General features: G+C 46.5%; 17 protein-coding genes and 1 pseudogene. 7 read left to right on the plus strand and 11 right to left on the minus strand.

Annotation, left to right across the window (positions count from 1 at the left end; translation table 11 throughout):
- Nucleotides 1-17 precede the first annotated feature (17 nt).
- The 4 genes from L1D60_RS17055 to L1D60_RS17070 are packed head-to-tail and all read right to left on the minus strand — an operon-like array spanning nucleotide 18 to nucleotide 4873.
- Entirely contained in the window at nucleotides 18-1568 is a 1551-nt protein-coding gene (locus tag L1D60_RS17055) for a hypothetical protein (protein ID WP_239842167.1), read from the minus strand.
- Between the two features lies 1 nt (nucleotide 1569).
- A complete protein-coding gene (locus L1D60_RS17060) occupies nucleotides 1570-2142 on the minus strand; it encodes an ECF-type sigma factor (RefSeq protein WP_239842168.1) in 573 nt (190 codons plus the stop codon).
- Nucleotides 2142-3578: a chromosome partitioning protein ParA gene (locus tag L1D60_RS17065; protein ID WP_239842169.1), complete on the minus strand. Its 1437-nt coding sequence runs from the start codon at nucleotides 3576-3578 to the stop codon at nucleotides 2142-2144. The genes L1D60_RS17060 and L1D60_RS17065 overlap by 1 nt, the downstream gene beginning before the upstream one ends.
- A 2-nt stretch (nucleotides 3579-3580) precedes the next feature.
- Nucleotides 3581-4873 carry a serine/threonine-protein kinase gene (locus L1D60_RS17070; protein ID WP_239842309.1) on the minus strand — a complete coding sequence of 431 codons (1293 nt, stop codon included), beginning with the start codon at nucleotides 4871-4873 and terminating at the stop codon, nucleotides 3581-3583.
- Between the two features lie 343 nt (nucleotides 4874-5216).
- On the opposite strand from L1D60_RS17070, the gene L1D60_RS17075 reads away from it, so the two are divergent.
- Entirely contained in the window at nucleotides 5217-6443 is a 1227-nt protein-coding gene (locus L1D60_RS17075; protein ID WP_239842170.1) for an NADH:ubiquinone reductase (Na(+)-transporting) subunit B, read from the plus strand.
- A 94-nt stretch (nucleotides 6444-6537) separates the two neighbouring features.
- Here the strand turns inward: L1D60_RS17075 and L1D60_RS17080 are convergent.
- The 4 genes and pseudogenes from L1D60_RS17080 to L1D60_RS17095 form a co-directional block, all read right to left on the minus strand.
- Nucleotides 6538-6795, minus strand: a pseudogene (locus L1D60_RS17080) (DUF6482 family protein); the annotation flags it as partial.
- Nucleotides 6796-6917: 122 nt separating this feature from the next.
- Complete coding sequence (gene gorA, locus L1D60_RS17085) at nucleotides 6918-8273, minus strand: glutathione-disulfide reductase (RefSeq protein WP_239842172.1); 1356 nt, start codon at nucleotides 8271-8273, stop codon at nucleotides 6918-6920.
- A gap of 229 nt (nucleotides 8274-8502) precedes the next feature.
- Nucleotides 8503-9201: a glutathione S-transferase family protein gene (locus L1D60_RS17090; RefSeq protein ID WP_239842173.1), complete on the minus strand. Its 699-nt coding sequence runs from the start codon at nucleotides 9199-9201 to the stop codon at nucleotides 8503-8505.
- 370 nt (nucleotides 9202-9571) lie between these two features.
- Nucleotides 9572-10411 (minus strand): 23S rRNA (adenine(2030)-N(6))-methyltransferase RlmJ, encoded by an 840-nt coding sequence (locus L1D60_RS17095; RefSeq protein WP_239842174.1) that lies wholly within the window; start codon nucleotides 10409-10411, stop codon nucleotides 9572-9574.
- 272 nt (nucleotides 10412-10683) lie between these two features.
- On the opposite strand from L1D60_RS17095, the gene prlC reads away from it, so the two are divergent.
- On the plus strand, nucleotides 10684-12726 hold the full coding sequence (gene prlC, locus L1D60_RS17100) for an oligopeptidase A (RefSeq protein ID WP_239842175.1): 2043 nt from the start codon (nucleotides 10684-10686) through the stop codon (nucleotides 12724-12726).
- Nucleotides 12727-12797: 71 nt separating this feature from the next.
- Here the strand turns inward: prlC and asnC are convergent, their stop codons facing one another.
- A complete protein-coding gene (gene asnC / locus L1D60_RS17105; protein ID WP_032551043.1) occupies nucleotides 12798-13262 on the minus strand; it encodes a transcriptional regulator AsnC in 465 nt (154 codons plus the stop codon).
- Nucleotides 13263-13360: 98 nt separating this feature from the next.
- Between asnC and L1D60_RS17110 the strand changes: the two genes are divergently transcribed.
- From L1D60_RS17110 to L1D60_RS17120, 3 genes are all read left to right on the plus strand, one after another.
- On the plus strand, nucleotides 13361-16498 hold the full coding sequence (locus tag L1D60_RS17110) for an EAL domain-containing protein (protein WP_345772876.1): 3138 nt from the start codon (nucleotides 13361-13363) through the stop codon (nucleotides 16496-16498).
- A gap of 116 nt (nucleotides 16499-16614) precedes the next feature.
- Complete coding sequence (locus L1D60_RS17115; RefSeq protein ID WP_239842176.1) at nucleotides 16615-17394, plus strand: class I SAM-dependent methyltransferase; 780 nt, start codon at nucleotides 16615-16617, stop codon at nucleotides 17392-17394.
- A 121-nt stretch (nucleotides 17395-17515) separates the two neighbouring features.
- Complete coding sequence (locus L1D60_RS17120; protein ID WP_239842177.1) at nucleotides 17516-18121, plus strand: hypothetical protein; 606 nt, start codon at nucleotides 17516-17518, stop codon at nucleotides 18119-18121.
- A gap of 69 nt (nucleotides 18122-18190) precedes the next feature.
- Here L1D60_RS17120 and L1D60_RS17125 read toward each other — a convergent pair whose 3' ends face one another.
- Nucleotides 18191-19069: a carboxylate/amino acid/amine transporter gene (locus L1D60_RS17125; RefSeq protein ID WP_239842178.1), complete on the minus strand. Its 879-nt coding sequence runs from the start codon at nucleotides 19067-19069 to the stop codon at nucleotides 18191-18193.
- Between the two features lie 51 nt (nucleotides 19070-19120).
- Nucleotides 19121-19555, minus strand: coding sequence for a universal stress protein UspA (gene uspA, locus L1D60_RS17130; protein WP_239842179.1), 435 nt, complete (start codon nucleotides 19553-19555; stop codon nucleotides 19121-19123).
- A gap of 187 nt (nucleotides 19556-19742) precedes the next feature.
- On the opposite strand from uspA, the gene ftnA reads away from it, so the two are divergent.
- Together ftnA and uspB are read left to right on the plus strand one after the other, a co-directional pair.
- Nucleotides 19743-20273: a non-heme ferritin gene (gene ftnA / locus L1D60_RS17135; RefSeq protein ID WP_032551049.1), complete on the plus strand. Its 531-nt coding sequence runs from the start codon at nucleotides 19743-19745 to the stop codon at nucleotides 20271-20273.
- 66 nt (nucleotides 20274-20339) lie between these two features.
- Nucleotides 20340-20663, plus strand: coding sequence for a universal stress protein UspB (gene uspB, locus L1D60_RS17140; RefSeq protein WP_032551050.1), 324 nt, complete (start codon nucleotides 20340-20342; stop codon nucleotides 20661-20663).
- Nucleotides 20664-20797 lie beyond the last annotated feature (134 nt).

Genomic DNA, 20797 nt, shown 5'->3' on the forward strand with positions numbered 1-20797 from the left:
CAGGCGTTGTGGAGTTTTTAAGCGTCAGGATCTAGGTATCGAACGTTGAGTTTCATCTCCTCAACCTTATGACGCCACTCCTTCTTGGGGCGGAGTATGATGCTAAATACTTCGCCATGTTTGAACTCATCGAACTCTAAGAAATCAACATCAAAATAAGAGTACTGAAGATGGCCCAGGGGTTGCTCTCCACACTCGATAGGTTCGAAGTTTTCGCCGATGGTTTGACCAATGATGTCGCCGTATACCCCTTGCCCGCCAACTGAGTAGTGATCAAATTTGTCGAGTAAATCTTCGCAAACAACCGTTGTGTTGTAGGATTGAACATTGAGGTCGCCGTCCATTCGATCTGGCCAATCAGGGTTATGTAGTTGGTAATTGCCAATATGCATGCCATACCAGCCAAGATAATAGCGGCCATCGTTGGCAAGATACATGTAGTTCAGCGGTGTCAGTTGTAGCGCTTCTAAGCCTGTCACGGTGTTTATGCGCTGCTCTATTTGCGCTTTCGACGCCACCGTATAGGTTTCATACTCATTGCCAATTTTAACTTGTGTCACATGAGCGGTCGTGAAGGTGGGGTGACTTGGGTAGGTCTCTAAAATTTTCCAGCGCATGTCGGTGTCAAAAATCGACTGATTGCTAGAGACAACCAAGGTATTGCCATCGACATGGTACCCCCCAACTTTACGCAGTTCGTGTTCACTCGGGCAGGTGGTTAGGTTACTTGAAGACGCAAAAAACACTTCGTCATTGATAAACTTAAACGCCTCGCAATAAACCTTTTCATAGTTGTACGTCTTGCCAGCAAATTGATGGTTAGTCTCTAGTCGATACCAAGTTTCGCCAATCAAAGGGTGCAAGCCATCGTCCTCTAAACCTGAATACATGGATGGAAGGGAGAAATGGGTGGTAACCCAAGCTTCCTCTTCTGAGCCATGATAATCATCTTTAGCGCGAGCAATCAGCTGAGTAGGTGCTTCTCCAACTTTTGGGGTGCCTTGGACGCTTGTCCGCCCGCCGAGGTTTGAAACAGAAAACTTCGGATGATTAACGGCAATCTGTGTCGTCAGTAAGTCATCATCAGGGTCTTCAAATAAGCCTGTCACATCAATCGAGTAGTTAATCGGAGAGTTTTCGGTAAAGGACCATTGATTGATTTCGTGTTGAATACTTTGCTGTACTGCTGGGTTTACTTGCGGTTTCTGGTTGCGATCGGCGCGGTCTTTGTCGTCAGCGACAACCAAGGTTTCGGTATCACTGTAAAACTTCTTAGCTGGGTCCTCAAATCGATCCGTTTGGCTTTCGAAAGCAGTCGCTGGGAACGACACCTTTGACAGAGATTGCTCAGCTTTGCTTTTTATCAGTGTCGTTGATGAGGTGAACTTTTGCGTAGGTTCAGCATTCACAACGGTCTGTCCTGCATCAGCAACAGTTTGCTCTACTGAAAGTAACGAGTTATCACTGATTAAAAGGGAAGCATTCACTTCTTCAGAAGCAAGCCAAGGTGGCAGCAGAACTAATGCTCCGCAGCCAGAGACAACCAAGAAACAGAGGCGCTTTTTCATGTTAAACCAGTTTGCTTTGCAACCAACAACGAGAGAACTTGAGATCTTTTTCAATCAAGCTTGCACTGCACTCTAACAGTTCGCTGATCTCACGATTTCGCATGCCCATTAGGTACTTGAGCTTTAGTGCCTGAGATTGGCGGGGGTAGTGGATGCTGAAACTGTCAATGGCTTTGTCCATCATCATGAACTGCTCAAACTTATCTCCATCATTGTCGCTAATCATGGTCATTTGTTGACGCTTTTGCGCCTGAAGGTGGCGAGCGTTATCGATTAGGATTTGGCGCATCACCTTAGCCGCCATCAAAAAGAAATCTTTTTTGTTCTCGATCGATTGCAGGTCTGAAGACGATATTTTCAGATAGGCATCGTGAATTAACGCAGTGGTGCTATTCATACTGTCGCTCAGCACTTGGTTATCGGTGCCGTATTTCTGTGCGCTTCGAGTACGCTCTTGTTGAGCGATCTGACGAAGCTGTAAGTAGGCGAATTGGTACAAGTCTGCTTCGGCGCTTTTGTTACCGGATTGCCATTGGTGGATGATCTGTGTGATATCTGGAGTTGCAGTTGCCATTAGCTGTTAGACCTCACTTTAGAAAACTCAGAGACAGATAGGGTGCTGATATTATGAGATTTATCTGGGTTTAGCGAAATTTTTTGTTTGAACCTGTAGAGAATGCCTTGGTCCCAGTTTTCACCTGCAGGTAGATATTCCCAAGCAGTGAAATGTTGCTGAGGGACGGAATCGTACCAGCGAACGCCAACATTCATTTGAGCGAGAGATGCGGTCGGTTCTGGGTTGCTCAACCACCACATGTCACCGAATTTCTCAGTCACGTCTTTTGTGTATTGCTGGTGGTTTGCTGGACAGCTTTCACCTTCGATTGGACCTAAAAGAATACGTTGATCCTTAACCAGTAGACATTCTGTGAGGATATCAGCGTGCTGATATTGAGTATGTTGCCAGATACCCTCGTAAGGAATCTTATTGCCACGCTTATTGGTGTAGGTGAACCAGATCATCTCGCCCTTATTGGCATGGCGAATGTGTTCCTTCTGACCTAAGCCTTGGGTTTTCTCCATCAAGAGTTCGGTCTCTGTATCGAAGTCCAAAGCGACAGTACGATATTTCCAGTCCCCTTCATCGTTGTAGTCTTCAATAGAGAAACCACTGAGGTCGTGGCGCGTGCAGCCCGTTTGCGCACAACTGGTAAAGCCGGTCCAGCCATCACCTACGGAGAGTGGCTCTCTGATGATTTCTTGAGGGGTGTTGTATGGGCGTAGATTACAGCCATTAAAGTAATCACCCGTTCCTGGGAATTGGATCAACTCACTGTCTGTAATTTGATAGCTCAGCTCGCCAATTGGGCCTTTATATTTAGGGTTCGCGTGGTGAGCGAGATCGTAGAAACAAGCTCTTCCGGCATAGTCTTTCTTGGCGATGATGACGTTATGCAGCACCTTATCTTTAGGTGAGAAGATGATCTCATCAGACGCAAAGTTGCTCTTGATGTATTCCTGGCTTTGATTGAGGTGCTCGGCTGCCTCTTTAACGGAAACCAAATCGATCCCGAGGTCTTGAGCATCGAGATAGCTTAAATCTAGGTTCTTAAGCTTTTTTTGGAACTCCACGTCAGACAGCACTTTACTAGCTAAGATGATCTCATCACGGTGCTCCGGCGTGTCATCGAGTGACAGCAGTAAGCGCGTCATATTGATGCTGCGGCTTGGACGAGTCGATGACAAAGTCGGCGTAATGACTTCTTGACCTGATAGGGTAGTCAGCAGGTAACCCGAGTTATCGGTGCCAATGAAAAAGCTCACGATATCACCTGAGTTGTATTGGAATGCCCCTTTATCTGTGGTGCCAGAGAGGTTTGAGCTGGTCTCGTAGTAGAGGCCCGAAACGGGCGAATCGATAAAGTACCCAGTCAGAGGTGGGTTATCCTCTGCGTGCGCAGTCAGGCTGACAACGCATGTTGCAAAACAGGTTAGGAGAGCTTTTTTCATAATCAGTTACTAGATGAATTTGCTTTGTTTTTATGAGTCACGGATTTTTCTGGTGCAGGCGTTAGCATTGCCAATAGCATTTTTTGCTTAACGTCTTTGGGTAAATCTGGGTTCGATAATATTCGACGCCTTGTGAGTTCAAGCATGGTACCTACTGACATTTTGGCGGCATCACTGCCCTTAGCATGAAACAGCAGGCTTGTTACCTCGTACATCATTTCCTCGGCAACTTGCTTCTCTTTTTGCAGTTGAAGGTTCTTGTTGAAGATTGCAGTCGAGAAGGTAGCGCCTGAAATCAATAACAGAATAGTCAGGGCACTCTGTACTGGGCGACGCTTCAGTAGCTTAGATAGAGCATGGAGTGGGTGTTTCTCTCGGAGTGAAATAGGTCGGTACTCCAACATGCGTACAATATCTTGGCGCAACTCACTCACGCTGGCATAGCGCCGATAAGGTTCATGGTGCGTCGCCTTTTCAACAATAAGGTCGATATCTAAGTTGGAAGATGAGTCAAAGATCAATGCCAGGATTTTACCCAGAGAATAGATGTCACTTTGCTGAGTCAGAAATTGCCCGGCTGCTTGTTCTGGACTTGCGTAAGCCTTGCTATAGGCTGTGAGCAGAGATACGTCGGTGTTTTTGTCTGGAACGGGCTGTTTAACCTTTTGAGTCAGGTTGAAATCCAGAATCTTAGGTGAGCCTAGTTGATCAATTAGGATGTTTTCTGGTTTGAGATCGGCGTGTAAAACCTGCTTTTGGTGTGCATGTTCGATAGCAGAGCAGATCTCTTTAAATAGATTGAGCTTTTGTTTTTCATTCAAAGAACGGTTCTGCAAGTGCAGTGAAAGTGTCTCTCCCTCTACACGCTCCATGACGATGTAGACTGACTCCTCATAGACCCCACCATCGAACACTTTGGCGATACAAGGGTGATTGAGGTGAGCCAGCAGTTGCGCCTCTTGAAACAGAGCGTGTTCACCTAGGATATGTGAGAGTGCGGGTTGAATGAATTTGACCGCAAGGTCTTGCTCGAAGGTTCTGTCTGCTCGGCTCGCAGCATAAACAATTCCCATACCACCGCGACCCAGTTCATGAGAGATCTGGTACTTGTCTACTAAGGTGTTGGTGAGGTTGAGCTCTGTTTCGGTTGCTTGCTGTGCGTGGAAGCCGAACAGCGATGTGATCTGCTCTGAAGGTTCTTCGTTAATAAGTGGAAGAACTTGTTGGTATAAACCGGGTTGTTCAGCCTTTAATCGCTCTAAGTAAAGACTTTTTTCTTTATCTGACAGATCCATGAGGTGATAGAAAACCTCAGTGGAGCCACTGCTTTGTTTTTGCACAACTGATCTTTTTTATATCTTTATTATGCGAGCATTCTATAAGAGTTTTCGATGTTTTTTCGACATTTTTATCAATTACATATGAAAAAATGAGCTAATGAGTCGCATTTTTAAGAATAAGGATGAAAATTTCAACATGTGATCTTCTCCCCAAAATTTTAACCCTGCTTTTTCTATCTAAAAGCTGAAGTTGGGTAAATGTGTGTGGGTTTAGTTATTGGTAGGGTTTATCTAAATTGCTCTCAAACACGGTTTGTTTCGTATTGCTAGTGACTCAAGAAAATGAGGTTACAAAGATATGAAATTGAAGAAGTGGATAGAGGGGGTCTCCCCTCAATTCGAAGCGGGTGGTAAGTACGAAAAATGGTACCCATTATATGAAGCGGCAGCGACCATATTCTATACACCCGGCCATGTGAATAAAGGGCTGACCCACGTCCGAGACAGTATCGATCTCAAGCGCATTATGATCATGGTGTGGCTAGCTACCTTCCCTGCAATGTTTTGGGGTATGTATAACGTTGGTCATCAAGCCGTTATGGGGTTGAATGCGACCTATACTGGTGCCGAGCTGTTGGCTGTTATCGAAGGAAATTGGCGTTTAGCTTGGGCCTTCGGGAGCGTAGAGGCGCTTACATCGAGCGGATGGTTGAGTCAGATGTGGCTCGGTGCACTCTATTTTTTACCTGTCTATGCCACCGTGTTTGTCGTCGGGGGATTTTGGGAAGTGCTGTTTGCCATTGTGCGCAAGCATGAGGTGAACGAGGGCTTTTTCGTTAGCTCGGTGCTGTTCGCTCTGATACTGCCGCCAACGATTCCACTTTGGCAAGCTGCGTTAGGTATCACCTTCGGTATTGTTGTTGCCAAAGAGATCTTTGGTGGTACAGGTCGTAACTTCCTTAACCCTGCTCTTGCGGGGCGCGCGTTCCTATATTTTGCTTATCCAGCCAATATGTCTGGCGGCCTAGTATGGGTTGCGGCAGACGGCTATTCAGGTGCGACACCATTGAGTCAGTGGTACGAAGGTGGTAACAGTGCATTGATGAACAACATGACCGGAGAATCAATCTCTTGGATGGATGCTTTTATCGGTAATATCCCTGGTTCGATGGGGGAAGTATCATCGTTGCTCATTATGCTCAGCGGTTTGGCACTCATCGTGATGAAGATAGCTTCATGGCGGATTGTCGCAGGGGTGATTGTTGGTCTTGTGGCGACTTCTAGTTTGTTAAATCTGATCGGCTCAGAAACCAATGCCATGTTCTCAATGCCTTTCTATTGGCACTTTGTACTTGGTGGTGTGGCCTTTGGTACCTTCTTTATGGCAACCGACCCGGTGTCTGCAGCCTTCACCAATAAAGGCAAGTGGGCTTACGGTATTCTGATCGGCGTAATGACGATAGGAATTCGAGTGCTCAATCCGGCCTATCCAGAAGGCATTATGCTCGCAATACTGTTTGCTAATCTGTTTGCGCCGCTGTTTGATTTCATTGTTCGTGAGGGCAACATTAAGCGCAGAAACTGACGAATGACACGCTAATTACTATGCCAGTCGAAAAAAGAGGACTTAATTTTAAGTCCTCTTTTCAGTTTGAAATACATTTGGAATGTGGTGGTGCTTACCATCTTAGGTCGACACTGAGAGGAGTGTCGCTGCCGCATTGTTCACCACACATCTCATCATAAGCACTGTTGTGAACCAGCGTCGCAGAGGTGATTGAGTGGTCATGAAAGTGGTCGCGCACTTGGTTGAGGCTCATAAACTTTTTCGGGTGCTGGTCGCTGTCCATCACCAGTCTTCGGTTATGGTCTGTGACTTGATAAGCAAGGTAGATACCGCCTTCAAAAGATTCAATCAGTAAGTTCATAACACACTCCGATGTTTCGTTAAGAGGAAATCTTTGTCTGTTACGTTGAAGTGCTGGGCAAGGTTTAGAAGAGACACAAAAAAAGCAGGACAAAGCCTGCTTTTCGAAGTCTAGAATGGTCGTAACTGCGATTAACGCATCGTTACGAACTCCTCAGAACCTGTAGGGTGGATAGCAACAACTGAGTCGAAATCTGCTTTGGTTGCGCCCATCTTCATTGCTACGCCGAAGCCTTGAATCATCTCATCTACAGTGAAGCCGATGCCGTGTAGACCAACTACAGTTTCTTCTTCACCTGCACATACTAGCTTCATCTTACAAGGTTGACGGTGTTTGGTTACTGCTGTGTACATTGCAGTGAAGCCAGACGTGTAAACCTTGATGTTGTCTTTGCCGTACTTCTCTTCAGCTTCTTGAGTCGTTAGACCAATGGTGCCGATTGGTGGGTGGCTGAATACAACAGTAGGAACAAGATCGTAGTCCATCTTCGCGTTGGTTTTACCGTTGAATAGGCGCTCAGAAAGCTGACGACCGGCTTTAACTGCAACAGGCGTTAACTCGATACCACCTTCCATGATGTCACCTACACAGTAGATACCAGGAACGTTAGTTGTTTGGTACTCGTCTACCTTGATGTAGCCGCGATCGTTCGTTTCAACGCCCGTTGATGCTAGGTTAATTGCATCTGTCGCTGGGTGACGACCGATAGCCCAGATTAGGGTATCAACATTTTGGCTTTCACCATTTTCTAGGTGCAGAGTTAGGCTGCCATCTGCTTCTTTAATCACTTCTTTTGGTACAGAGTGAGTGTGTAGCGTTGGACCTTCTGCGTCCATCACCTCTACTAGCGTTTCGATGATCATTGGGTCAAAGCTACGTAATGGAGACTCTTTACGGCAGAATAGGTGTGTTTCTGTGCCTAGTGCGTGTAGAACGCCCGCAATCTCAACTGCGATGTAACCAGCGCCGATAACCGCAACACGTTTTGGTTGCTCAGCAAGCTCGAAGAAGCCATTTGAATCAATACCGTATTCAGCGCCTGGAATGTTTGGAATCGTAGGACGACCACCCACTGCGATCAGGATGTGATCTGCTGTGTAGTGTTCACCGTTTACTTCAACCGTTTTCTCGTCAACAAACTTAGCAAAGCCTCTAATCACGTTAACTTTGTTGTTGCCTAGAACACGATCGTAAGATTGGTGGATACGACCAATATAAGCTTGGCGGCTCTCAATCAGTTTGCTCCAGTCGAAGCCTTTTACATCTACATCGAAGCCGTAGTCTTCTGCGTATAGGTTCATCGCTTCTGCAACTTGAGCACCGTGCCACATCACCTTTTTAGGAACACAGCCAACGTTTACACATGTGCCGCCTAGGTCTTGTGCTTCGATAAGTGCAACCTTTGCGCCGTACATCGCTGCACGGTTTGCTGATGCGATACCGCCAGAACCACCGCCGATACAGATATAATCAAAATGAGTCGCCATTACTTTCTCCAAGAGCTTATTAATTTTGTTGATAACAATTACATTGGGGTGCGTCTGAGTGAACTCAACGCTATCAACATGAATTGTTACCTATCCTATGCTGCTATCATAAATCGAGTCTAGCAATTTACTAAATGGGAAAAAGTGACATTGCTTATGACAAATAGCGATGAGACAGCAACAAAGCGGAATAAGACATCACTCCGCTTTGTTGAAACGGATGAGAAGTTTAGCCACAGCAGTTGCTTGAACCACATCCGGTCTGAGCTTGCACGTCCTTGCCATCAGCGAGATAGGTGTTGGTTAGGTAGAAGTCGCTAAACAGCTTAATGAAATCTTCTGAAACGGTTTTTTCGACTAAACCCGACTCTAGAACGTTCTTCTGCCACGCCTGCATCTTCGGTAAGCCACAGAAGAAGTCGTAGCCAGAGTGTGCCTTCACGATCGCTGCACGGTGTAGCAGAGGTAGCCACGCCATATCAACATTGCTCATCTCATCTGATTTGAAGAACTTGGTGTTACCGGATAATTGATTCTCGGCTTTGTGGAACGCTTTAATCAGCTTCTCTGCACGCTCTTCAAACGTTACTTGGTTTTTGCTGCTCATGGTGCCGCACTGTGCCAAGTAGTGTTTAGAACCTAGGTAGCTCCATGCACGGTCTAATGCGCGTTGTTCGTTAGTCACGCCTTGCTCTAGTGGGCCAAACTCATCTTCAATGTACTCGATGATCGCATCCGACTCGAATAACGCTGTGCCAGACTCAGTCACCATCACTGGTACTTGGCCGTTTGGCGAGATATCTAGGAACCATTGTGGTTTGTCTTTCAAGCTGATGTATTCAATCTCGTAGGGGATCTGTTTTGCTTCTAGCGCTGCAGTAACACGTTGAACAAATGGGCAAATTTTGAAGCTGATAACTTTAATCATGGGGTCTTTCTCACTCTAAGAATTAGTTTATTTAACCTCAGAACGGGATAAGAAAGTCTCTAATTCCCTAACTTTCAGATAGTTAGAAATCCAAGGAAGTCAGTACTGCTAATTGAGATGCAAAACGAGGCAAAATCACAAGTCAATAGCTTGTCTATTGCGTTGATTTTAACGACGTTAGGCGCTCAAGTAGCTGTGCTGAATGGCTTAAATTATCCTGTTCTGAGGTTACCTACACCCTTAAGACGAAGGTCGGTAAGAAAAGACGAAGTTGAGGTGAAAAAAGTTATCTTTTAATAAAGAAAAAGTGCAGCGAGAGGTTCGCTGCACTTTTATGTTTTTGATTCTATTTGAATAAATTCAAGATGATTTATTCAGGAACAATCCAGTCGACTTTCCAATGGCCAGTTGCTGGCGCAATCGCGTCTTTTAGGAACGGCAGAATCTCTTTCATCTGGCTTTCCAGTTTCCAAGGCGGGTTAATCACGATCATGCCCGAAGCTGTCATACCGCGTTCATTGGTGTCTGGGGATACGCCGAGTTCAATTTGCAGAATCTTGCGAATGCCAAGACCTTCTAGCCCTTCGATCATGTCTTCGATATCACAGCGGTTAACCACTGGGTACCAAATCGCGTAAATGCCCGTAGCCCAGCGCTTATGGCTTTGGAAGATGGCGTTTACGACGTCACGATACTCTTTCGCTAGCTCATAAGGTGGATCGATCAGAACCAGACCACGACGCTCTTTTGGTGGCAGGCTGCCTTTAAGGCGTTTGAAGCCATCTTCTTTGTAGATAGAGACTTGGCGATCGCGGTGGAACTCTTGTTCAAGCAGTGGGTGATCGGCTGGGTGAAGCTCAGTCAGTACCATACGATCTTGTTGACGTAGGTGAGCACGTGCAACACGCGGTGAACCTGGGTAGTAACGCAGCTTTTCACCGTTGTTGAGGGTTGCGATAGCGTCTAGGTAGCTTTGAATCTCTTCTGGAATCTGCTTTTGATCCCAAACTCTTGCGATACCTTGTTTGTACTCGCCGGTCTTTTCTGACCATTCATGAGTTAAGTCGTAGCGACCAACACCAGAGTGGGTATCGTGATAGACAAAAGGTTTGTCCTTCTGCTTCAGTGAATTAAGAATAAGGCTTTGTACAATATGCTTAACCACATCGGCATGGTTACCCGCGTGGAAGCTGTGGCGATAACTTAACAAATTAAACTCTCGTAACACTCTCGCTATAGAGTGTGGTTGGTGTCGGTGGGTATTCTGTCTCCATTATATACCGCACTAGCCAATAAATTCTCCCCAAAATGCGTGTGTCGTCGCGAGGGTGAACGGTTAGTTATTGGTTCTACTATTGAAATTTGCGCTTATGGACACTATTTAATAACTATTCGCATGTAATTATGAGTCGATTGAACTCAAAACTGTAAGACGACCTGAATACAATAAGACGCAAGTCTCCAAGCCAAAGGAATGTTTATATGTCTAACCCGCTATTAACCTTCACGGACCTACCACCGTTTTCACAGATCACCCCTGCGCACGTTAAGCCAGCGGTAGAGCAAGTGATTGCAGAGTGTCGCAATAAGATAGAACAAGTACTTGAAGGTAATACCTCACCAAGCTGGGATAACCTAGTGGCTCCAATTGAAGAGGTGGATGACCGCCTTAGCCGCATTTGGTCACCAGTGAGCCATATGAACTCAGTCGTAAACAGCGATGAACTGCGTGAAGCTTACGAGAGCTGCTTACCGCTGCTTTCTGAGTACGGTACTTGGGTTGGTCAACACAAAGGCTTGTTTGAGGCATATAAAGCGATCAAGGCGAGTGACGAATTTGCATCACTGAGCCAAGCACAGAAGAAAACCATTACCGATGCGCTGCGCGATTTCGAACTGTCGGGCATTGGCCTACCAGCTGATGAGCAGCATCGTTACGGTGAGATCAGCAAGCGCATGTCTGAGCTGGGCTCGCAGTTCTCAAACAATGTACTTGATGCGACCATGGGTTGGAGCAAGCAGATCACTGACGTTGCAGAGCTTGCTGGCATGCCGGAATCTGCATTAGCTGCAGCGAAAGCCGCCGCCGAAGCGAAAGAACAAGAAGGCTACCTTCTTACACTAGATATTCCATCTTACCTACCCGTGATGACCTACTGTGATAACCAAGCGCTGCGCCAAGAGCTGTATGAAGCGTATGTGACTCGCGCATCAGACCGTGGTCCAAATGCAGGTACATGGGATAACAGCGAGATCATCACCGAGCAACTGAAACTGCGTCACGAAATCGCACGCATGCTTGGTTTTGGTACCTACAGCGAGAAATCTCTAGCAACCAAGATGGCAGAGACGCCTGATCAGGTACTGGGCTTTTTGAACGACCTAGCGGTGAAAGCAAAACCTCAAGGTGAGCGTGAAGTGGAAGAGCTACGCCAGTTCGCGGAAAAAGAGTTTGGTGTGTCTGAGCTGGAGCTTTGGGACATCGCTTACTACAGCGAAAAACAGAAGCAGCACCTATTTGAGATCTCGGATGAAGAGCTGCGCCCTTACTTCCCAGAGTCAAAAGCTGTCTCTGGTCTATTTGAAGTACTAAGCCGTGTGTTTGGTATGACAGTAAAAGAGCGTGAAGGCGTAGATACTTGGCATGAGTCGGTGCGCTTCTTTGACATCTTTGATGCGAATGAAACACTGCGTGGCAGCTTCTACCTAGACTTGTACGCACGTGAGCACAAACGCGGCGGTGCGTGGATGGATGACTGCCGCGGTCGTCGTATTACTGCATCAGGTGAGCTGCAAACCCCGGTGGCTTACCTAACGTGTAACTTCAACAAGCCAGTTGGCGATAAGCCAGCACTGTTCACTCACGATGAAGTAGTGACTCTGTTCCACGAATTTGGCCACGGTATTCACCACATGTTGACTCAAGTTGAGGCTGGTGCGGTTGCGGGTATCAACGGTGTGCCTTGGGATGCGGTTGAGCTGCCAAGTCAGTTCTTAGAAAACTGGTGCTGGGAAGAAGAGGCACTGGCTTTTATCTCAGGTCACTACGAGACCGGTGAAGCGCTACCAAAAGAGATGCTAGAGAAGATGCTAGCGGCGAAGAACTTCCAATCTGCGATGTTCATTCTGCGTCAACTCGAGTTCGGTCTATTCGACTTTACGCTTCACACGACGTATGACCCAGAAGTGGGCGCACGTGTGCTTGAAACACTGGCGGATGTGAAGTCTAAGGTTGCGGTACTGCCAAGCCTAGAGTGGAACCGTTTCTCTCACAGCTTTAGCCATATCTTTGCCGGTGGTTACAGTGCGGGTTACTACAGCTATCTTTGGGCTGAAGTATTGTCATCAGATGCATTCTCAGCATTTGAAGAGGAAGGCATCTTCAATACTGAAACGGGTAAACGCTTCCTAAACAACATCCTTGAGATGGGTGGCAGTGAAGAACCTATGGAGCTATTTAAGCGCTTCCGTGGTCGTGAGCCACAAATTGATGCGATGCTGCGTCACGCAGGTATCAGCGCTTAATATTGTGCTGCTGGTCAGAATGTAAAAAGAGCCTCTTTGTGAGGCTCTTTTTGTGTCTATACACTAACCTATTATGGGTTCACATTGCGATTGATTGGGTTTTGCAGCGAGATCAGCGTCTCGGTTGATTGCACCTCATCAATCGCCTGTAGCTTATCAATCAACACGTATTGCAGCTCTTCAATGGACTTACACATCAGCTTTACAAAGATGTTGTAAGCGCCTGTGGTGTAGTAGGCCTCGACCACCTCATCGAGCGCGTTTAATTTAGCAATCGCAGAGTGGTAGTCTTTCGCAGCATTGAGGTTGATACCGATAAAGCAGCATACGTCGTAGCCAAGCTTCTTGGTGTTCACCACTACCTCTGTACCTTCAATGACTTCTGCCGATTTCATCTTCTCAATGCGCACGTGAATCGTCGCAGGGCTGACATCAAACTGCTTCGCCATTTCGGCATAAGGGGTGCGAGCGTCTTCCATTAAGGTTTTAAGAATGGCGCGATCTAGATCATCAAGACGAGCGGTTGAAGTCGGCATGCAAACCTCGTGAATTGGTTGAAAGTTTAATAGCTAGAGTACACATCATAGCCAAGGGTGATAATATTAGCAGCAAGTATGTTGTTAGGGTGAGCTTAGTGCGATTTTCGTTATTTTTTATTCTTTTGATTTGGAGCTTTTGGGTTTCTGCTCAATCAAAAGATGTATTGGTTGTTCACTCCTACCACCAAGGCTTTTTCTGGACAGATAACTTTCAAAAAGGGCTGGCCAAAGAGCTTGATCGTGATGATATTCCCTACCGCGTGGTTTACTTAGACAGCAAGCGCGCTCAAAGCGAAGAGTACTTCGATAAACTTTATCAGCTCTACCGTACCAAGCTTGCCAATGAAGAGTTCTCTGCGGTCGTAGTTAGTGACAACAACGCCCTCAATTTAATGAAAAGGCTTGCCCCGGAACTCAATGGTACTCCGGTCGTGTTTGGTGGTATTAACAACTATTCATCCTCGATGACAGAAGGTCTCAATGCGACAGGGATAACCGAAGACATTGACCTCAATAGCAATATCACCCTGATCCAGCGCTTACAGCCGATGGCGAACAAGATCTACATCGTTTCTGACTTTTCGGTCACGGGGGAAGCGGTTCGCGCACAGGTGGATCGACATTTGCGACAGTATCCACAACACGCCTCCTTTATTGAACACTATCAACCTCGTTCGTATCGAGAATTGGTGAACTTCGCTCAGCAAGCTGATATGAGCAAAAGCTTACTGTTTTGGGTTTACTATCGAGATGCGAAAGGTAATGTCAGCAATGACGATGACTGGCGTGAGCTGAACAAACTGACCAAGATGCCAATCTATATGGTGCATGATCTTGGCTTAGGTTTTGGTGCGATTGGTGGTGTGGTTCAGAGTGGCCAGAGCCAAGGGCGTGAGACTGGGCTCACCCTACGTCGTATGCTTGCTAACCCTGATCAGGAGTTACCACCTGTGGTTGAGGGCGCAGCGGAGATTAAGCTCGATTACCAGCAACTTAATCGCTGGGACCTTGGCGAATATAGCGACCTGTCGGCGACCTTTTACAATAAACCTCAACCCTTCTTTGAACGTTACCAAGATGAGATTCGCACTCTAGGCTTATTGTTTCTAGCGATGGGCTGCGTGATCGTAACCTTGGTTTACTACCTGAATCGCCTAAAGAAGAGCGAGCGTGATAGCCGCAATAGTCAGATTCTGCTGGAGTCTATCTTCGATCAGAGCTTACAGTTTATGGGCATCATCGATCGCGAAGGGGTCTTGCTCTCGAGCAACAGTAAGCTGCATGAGCTGTTCTATAACCAAGGTTATCAAGTTGGCACGCCTATCTATCAACATCAGCACTGGGAAGATGCAGCGAGCGAGTCTCTTAAGAAGTACTTCATGGAAGCGCAGTCATACACTTCTCTGCGTTTCGAAGCCGAGGTGTGGTGCCGTGATAGAGGCGTACTGGTGCTCGATATCTCACTTAAGCCAATGCCGGATAGCGAATCCAGTGAGCTGCAATTCCTGTTTGAAGCGCGTGATGTGACCTCTAGAAAGCTCGCTGAAAATAAGCTATTCCAACGTGAGGCGAACCTTAAGCTCTATTACGACAAACAACCCGTAATGATGATTACGTTGGATGAAAACAACCGCATTCAGCAGGTAAACCAATTTGCTGAAGAACTATTGGGTTACCCGTTAAGCGAACTACTTGGCCATCGTCCGCGTGAGTTTTACGTCGACCGAAATGCCATGATTCCGCGTCAAATCCTCCTTCAACCCCAGCATAAGTCGCGCGGGGTATGGCGTCGTGATATCCAATATCGCCATGCTGATGGCAGTAAGATCTGGATTCGTGAAAACATTAGACCGCTGGTGGATTCAAATCAGCTGCTGATCGTTGGTGAAGACATCACCGAAACCCATGAACTGGCGGAGCAGTTAGAGTACCAAGCACGTTACGACTTATTGACTCATACCTTCAACCGCAACCATTTTGAGCAAGAACTGCAGAAGGCTTTGAAAGAGGTTGAGAGCCACATGCGTACTCACGCTATGCTGTTCCTAGACTTAGACCAATTGAAGGTGCTCAACGACACAGCAGGCCATGAAGCGGGCGATGCGGCGATTCTGTTCAGTGCCGGCTTGCTTGAGAACGTGCTGCCTTACAATGCAGTGCTAGCGCGCATGGGCGGAGATGAATTTGCGGTATTACTAAAAGATTGTACTGAGCGAGATGCGGTTAACGTGTGTCGCAGCATTATCGCAATGATGGGTGACAACGCCTTCCTTTGGGATGACATTCAACTCAACCTTACCTGCTCAATCGGTATTCGTTTGATTGACCATACGGCGGCTTCTCCGCAGATGGTGCATGCTCAAGCGGATGCAGCCTGTCATGCCGCCAAAGAAGAGGGAAGAAATCGCTACAACCTTTACCATCAAGATGATGAAGATCTGCGTCGTCGTCATTTAGAGATGGAGTGTGTCAACTTGGTACACGAGGCACTGGCTCATGATCGTATCGAGCTGTTTGCCCAACGAATCCTTGGCTTAGATAAACAAAGCGAATTGATGCACTTTGAGATACTGGTGCGAATCAAGAATCATAATGGTGAGTACATCTCTCCAGGGATCTTTATGCCAGCATCAGAGCGCTATAACATCGCTCATTTGATTGATCGCCAAGTCGTGAGCCAAACGCTAGCTTGGCTGGAAGAGAACCATGGTGTGGTCGAAGAGTTAGGAATGTGCTCGATTAACCTTTCTGGCCACTCAATGGGTAATCGCGAGTTTGTTGAGTTCTTAATTGATAGCCTAGAACAGTCAATGGTTCCGTGCGACAAGATCTGCTTAGAGATCACTGAGACTGCGGCGATGAGTAATATGAATCAGGCAATCGAGCTGTTTACACAATTGAAAGAGCTAGGCTGTATGATCGCTCTGGATGATTTTGGCTCGGGCTTGTCTTCATTTGGCTACTTGAAGAAGTTACCAGTTGATATCGTGAAAATTGATGGCCTGTTTGTGCGTGATATTGATGTCAACGAAATGGACCATGTTATGGTGCGCTCGATTAACGATCTCGCTAAACAGATGGGTAAATACACGGTGGCGGAGTTTGTTGAGAACACCCAGATCATCGATAAGCTCATCGAGCTTGGGGTCAACTACGCACAAGGCTACATTATCGGTCGTCCGAAGCCGCTACCTGAGCTGGTGGAAGAGCTAAGACAAGAGCGTCTGGTCTAATAAACCTCGTGTCGGCATGTAGATATTAAGTCATTTCAACATTACGTATTTGTGAGGCAATCAGGTAAACTGGTTGCCTCAATTGTTTTGAATCATCGAGTCCTCTGGAGACAACCTTGCAACTACAACTGATTTGCGAAGACGCAAGCCAAATCGAACGCCTCAATGAGCTAGCAGCACGCTGGCACCTTTCTCATGACGAGAACAGTGTATTTGCCTTGGTGCTCACCAGCGAAAGACTCGAATTACGCAAAGTCGATGAACCAAAACTCGGTGCTATCTTTGTCGACTTAGTGGGTGGCGCGGTAGGTCATCGACGTAAGTTTGGTGGAGGTAAAGGCCAAGCTATTGCCAAAGCTGCCGGTCTGAACAAAGGTGCGACGCCAACCATTCTTGATGGTACGGCTGGCCTAGGGCGTGATGCATTTGTATTGGCATCATTGGGTTGTAAAGTGCAGATGGTCGAGCGTCACCCTGTGGTTGCTGCTCTGCTGGATGACGGCCTGCAACGAGCTAAGCAAGATGCGGATATCGGTACTTGGGTGAGTGAACGTATGAGTCTGATTCATGCCTCAAGCCATGATGCGCTCGATAAACTGAGCGCCGATCCTGAATTCGCTCAGCCGGATGTTGTTTATCTTGACCCTATGTATCCACATCCAGAGAACAAGAAAAAGTCGGCTCTGGTGAAAAAAGAGATGCGCGTGTTCCAATCTCTTGTTGGTGCTGACCTCGATGCGGATGGGTTATTACAGCCTGCTTTGAAGCTTGCCGCGAAGCGTGTTGTGGTGAAAAGACCCGATTATGCTGCTTGGTTGGATGAGCAAAAACCGAGTATGGCGATTGAGACCAAAAAGAACCGTTTTGATGTGTACGTAAAAGCATCAATGACTTAGCGGAAGACAGAAAAATCGTTCCGTCAGAAATACGCTAAAACTGAATTTTTTCCTTGCGATAGCCGTGTTAGAGATGTATATCTAACTAAGAATTATTATTATTCTTAGCTGGAGTTGTAGCATGGCTAAACGCTTTTGTAAGTTAAATCGTCGAGACATTACTGAACACCTAGGCGAAATTCACCGCTTGGTGAGTGAACCTAAATTTGTGTGCCGTTCGTGTGCTCGCTCGTCTGCCGATAAAGCGAATTTATGTAAGCCCGCAGCGATTCCACCGGCGAGTTGCCAAAGCAAGCCAGATAGCGAAAAGGTAGCGTGTGGTCTGCTTGCTGAAACACTGACCTTAGCGCCAGCTAATGCGCTTAGCCAAGAATCTCTAAACTTATCCTCACCTGCTAAGAGTGCCTCAAACAGCAAGTCGCAACTTGTCGTTAAGAAGATACAAGCTCAAAAGCTACAGGCTAAGAAAGCACCAGCGATTCAGGTCATGGATACACAACTGTCACCTTCTTCTGAACTGCTGGATAAGAGTGAGCTAAAACGCGCGAAGAAAGTGGCGAAAAAGCAGAAGAAGTACAACAAAAAGCTGGCTAAGATGATCAAAAAGCAGCAAAAGCTGTACAAAAAAAGCCGCAAGCTGCAGAGCGAGCTGGAAGGCATTAACCTGCAAGTCGATAGCTCCGCTCTAACCGTGAATGCAGCCTCAAAAGTGAGTCATATTCACTAGGGCAGCGAGCCTAAAACAGAATTGAATTGAAAAGAGCGACCTTAGGTCGCTCTTTTTGATTGTTGCTTCTTAAGCTTTATTCAGGCTCTGCTCAACACGCTTTTTAACCCAAGTTTCGTTGACCCACAGAGACAGCAAGATGATCGCACCACCAATCGACAACCTTGTCAGGTCGACGTCGCGGTTCCAAATTAGGATGTTTACCACCAAGCCCGCTGGCACCAATGCATTGTTCATCACGGCTAGTGCGCCAGCGTTGACCATGCTTGCACCTTTGTTCCAGAAGAAGTAGCCCAGACCAGAAGCGATCAAGCCAAGGTAAATTAAGATGCCCCACTGAGTCGACGTGGTTGGTAGCTTATCTGGATTGCCCAATAGTAAGAAAGCAACCGACGCTACACACAGCGCGCCCAAGTAAAAGTAGCCAAAAATAGTATGTTGAGGGAGCTCAACGGATTCCTGTTCCATAAGGGTTTTGTAGCCAACCTGACCAATGGCAAAGCAGAGGTTAGCACCTTGAACAACAAGGAAACCCATCAAGAAGTTGTCATTCACGCCCGCGAACTTAATGAAAGCAGCACCCGCTACTGCGATCGCGGCCGTTACCAAATACCACGGCGAAAACTGGCCTTTCAAGAAATCATAAATCAGAGTGACGTAAATCGGGGTGAAGACGGTGAACAGCAACACCTCTGGTACCGACAGCAGTAGAAATGATTGATAGTAGAAGCAGTACATCAAGCCAAGCTGAATACCACCGATGGTCATCAGTTTCGCGATCAGTTTTTTTGAAATGCCTCGAAATTTCAAGAAAGGAAGGAATACCAGTCCGGCAAGCGCGACACGCATCCAGACTGAAAACCATGAATCAACCTGACCCGCGAGATAAACCCCGATCAGGCTGAATGAGAAGGCCCATAGAAGGGTAACACCAACTAAATAACGCATAACAATAGTTCATTGTGAAAGTATTCGCTTATGTTACCCAACTGTAACGAATTAGTCTTCCGGATCCCGTAATGGAATGACCAGCATATCGACAGGCGTGGCGTTGATCAGTTGACGAGTTGATGACAGCAGCTTACTCCAGAAATCCTGGTGGTGGCCGCAAACTACAAGGTCAACATTGTACTCTTTAATGGTGTCGCACAGTTCATGGCTGAGATCCCCACTGCCCACTAAGGTATGGGTGATCGGGTATTGTGCGTGCTCAGCAAAGTTGCTCAACTGGATACGAGAAGCTTCCATGGCATTGTGCTGGGTTTCCGCCATGTTGATATCAATTAGCCCTGTGTAGAGCTCTGCGTAGTTGATATCGATGTGGATAAAAGAGACTTTGGCATCCAGCGGTTTCGCTAGTGCGACTGCTTTGTCTACGATCAGTTTGCTGTCGTCAGATAAATCGACGGCGACCAAAATATGTTTGTAACTCATACCGCTATCTCCTTACTCATTGTCTAACTAAAGATTAGCACTAAGGCAGGTGTTTTTTTGCTGAAGTGATCTCATATCCACTCTCTTGCGTAAAACCATGCCGAAACAATGGTTAACTAATAGCCTGCGAGATATTCATAAAATAGTGATATAGTAGGGAAAACGAAGGCGTAATTAGGAGACGTAAATGCTGTCTACAACTATGGTTGAACAACTGAATGAGCAAATTAACCTAGAATTTTTCTCATCCAATCTATACTTACAAATGAGTGCTTGGTGTGAAGATAAAGGATTTGAAGGAGCAGCAGAGTTTTTACGCGCTCATGCAGTGGAAGAAATGGAACATATGCAGCGTTTGTTCACTTACGTAAGTGAAACAGGTGCAATGCCTATTTTAGGTGCGATTGAAGCACCAAAGCATGAGTTTGAGAGCCTAGGTGCTGTTTTCCGCGAGACTTACGAACATGAGCAGATGATCACTGAGAAGATCAACAAACTGGCTCACGTTGCTTTCAGCACACAAGATTACTCTACCTTTAACTTCCTGCAGTGGTATGTCGCTGAGCAGCACGAGGAAGAGAAGCTATTCAAAGGTATTCTGGACAAGCTAGAACTTGTTGGTGAAGACGGTAAAGCCCTATTCTTCATCGATAAAGACTTAGCGCAATTGGCAAAAGATGGTTCATCTTCAATTATGGATGCTCCTGCAGCGGTATAAGCTGTAAGAAAAAGCTCTGATTGTCTTTTTCTTTTGAGCGCCCTGTGAGGATGTAGGGAGGAAAGGATGATCAGTGGCGATACGATTCTATTTGCATTGATGGTTGTAACCTGCGTGAATTTGGCTCGCTATGTTACGGCACTCAGAAAACTCATCTATATCATGCGCGAAGCGCACCCGCTTTTGTATCAACAAGTCGATGGTGGTGGTTTCTTCACGACCCATGGCAACGTGACCAAGCAGGTGAGGCTATTCAGCTATATCAAGAGCAAAGAGTACCACCATCACCATGACCCGGTATTTACGGGTAAATGCGATAGAGTAAGAGAGTTATTCATTTTGTCGGTCTCGCTTTTAGGCGTAACCCTACTGGCGGCATTTTTGGTGTAATAGCCAAAGCGTATCGAAAATAGAATGCTCCGCATTCCCACTTGATTGCGTCCTTTATTGAACGCAACGTAGGCAATTGCAAAGTTAAAATTTGACGCTAGAATAGCGGGCAACGAGTAAGGATGTGCTGATAA

Origin of the sequence: Vibrio sp. Isolate30, assembly GCF_022397975.1 — a bacterium.
GTDB classification, from domain to species: Bacteria; Pseudomonadota; Gammaproteobacteria; order Enterobacterales; family Vibrionaceae; genus Vibrio; species Vibrio fortis.